Here is a 1,048-nt window from a genome sequence, read left to right as displayed (position 1 = left end):
GGCTTTGTTGCGTAATTCAGACGAGAAACCAAACCTCCTAAAGTTGAGCGACTTTTATACAATATACTGAGTTTCAGGCATACCAAGCCCTGTAAGTTTGTTCAGTGCTTTGATCATGGCGTAAGTCTCGCCAACCTGAGCGTTGTAATTTCTTAGACTTAATTTCCCACCTAGCAACTGTTTTACTCGGTACATTGCGGTCTCTGACAGAGAGCGCTTATGATAGCCATACCGCTTTTTCCACTTCTTGTTGCAGCCGTAGAGCTTCTGGCAACCTACCGCTAAGTTACGAGGATGCCCTTGTTCCCAGAAGGCTGCTCCTTCTCTTGGCGGGATGAGCGGAACAGCTCGCTTGCTCCGTATGGCATCATGGCAATTCCTTGTGTCATAAGCGCCATCGCCTGATATCTCAATGATTTTACGACGTGTTTGCTTGAGTAAGTTGGGGAGCACTTCGGCATCAGTTACGTTAGATAAACTCAGCTCTGCTGCGACTATTTCGTGGGTGCTTGTATCTACCGCGATATGCAGCTTACGCCAGACTCTTCGCTTCCCATCAGTTCCATGCTTCTTGACCTTCCATTCACCTTCGCCATAAACCTTGAGGCCAGTGGCATCAATGGCCAGATGTTGTATTGCTCCTCTGGTTTTAAATGAAACTTCAACTTCCTTAGCTCGGCGGCTTATACAGGTGTAGTGCGGGCAAACAAGCGGGATGTTAGCCAGCTCAAATACGGAGTCTAGAAAACCTTGCAGCGCTCTCAAGGGCATAGAGAAAACGCGTTTCACCATCAGTGCGGTAGTAATGGCTAAGTCGCTGAATCGGCGAGGTCTACCACGCTTGCCTTGTTTGCTTTGCTTCCACTCAGCTATCGCTTCCTCATCAATCCAAAAGGTCAGAGAACCACGGTTGATTAAGGATTTATTGTACTGCTTCCAGTTAGTTGTTTTGTAACGAGGTTTAGGCATGAGGCTACGACGATTGATGGGCGTAGCCGCTCAGATCGTAGTTTCTTGATTTAGTTCCATCGAATTACGCAACAAAGCC

At 47.4% G+C, this 1,048-nt stretch carries 1 protein-coding gene; it reads right to left on the bottom strand.

Annotation, left to right across the window (positions count from 1 at the left end):
* Positions 1-54: 54 nt before the first annotated feature.
* On the bottom strand, positions 55-969 hold the full coding sequence (locus tag GVO60_RS22110) for an IS5 family transposase (RefSeq protein WP_023584788.1): 915 nt from the start codon (positions 967-969) through the stop codon (positions 55-57).
* Positions 970-1,048: the final 79 nt, after the last annotated feature.

Source organism: Vibrio atypicus (genome assembly GCF_009811315.1).
Lineage (GTDB): Bacteria > Pseudomonadota > Gammaproteobacteria > Enterobacterales > Vibrionaceae > Vibrio > Vibrio atypicus.
This window is presented reverse-complemented; position numbering and strand designations above follow the sequence as displayed.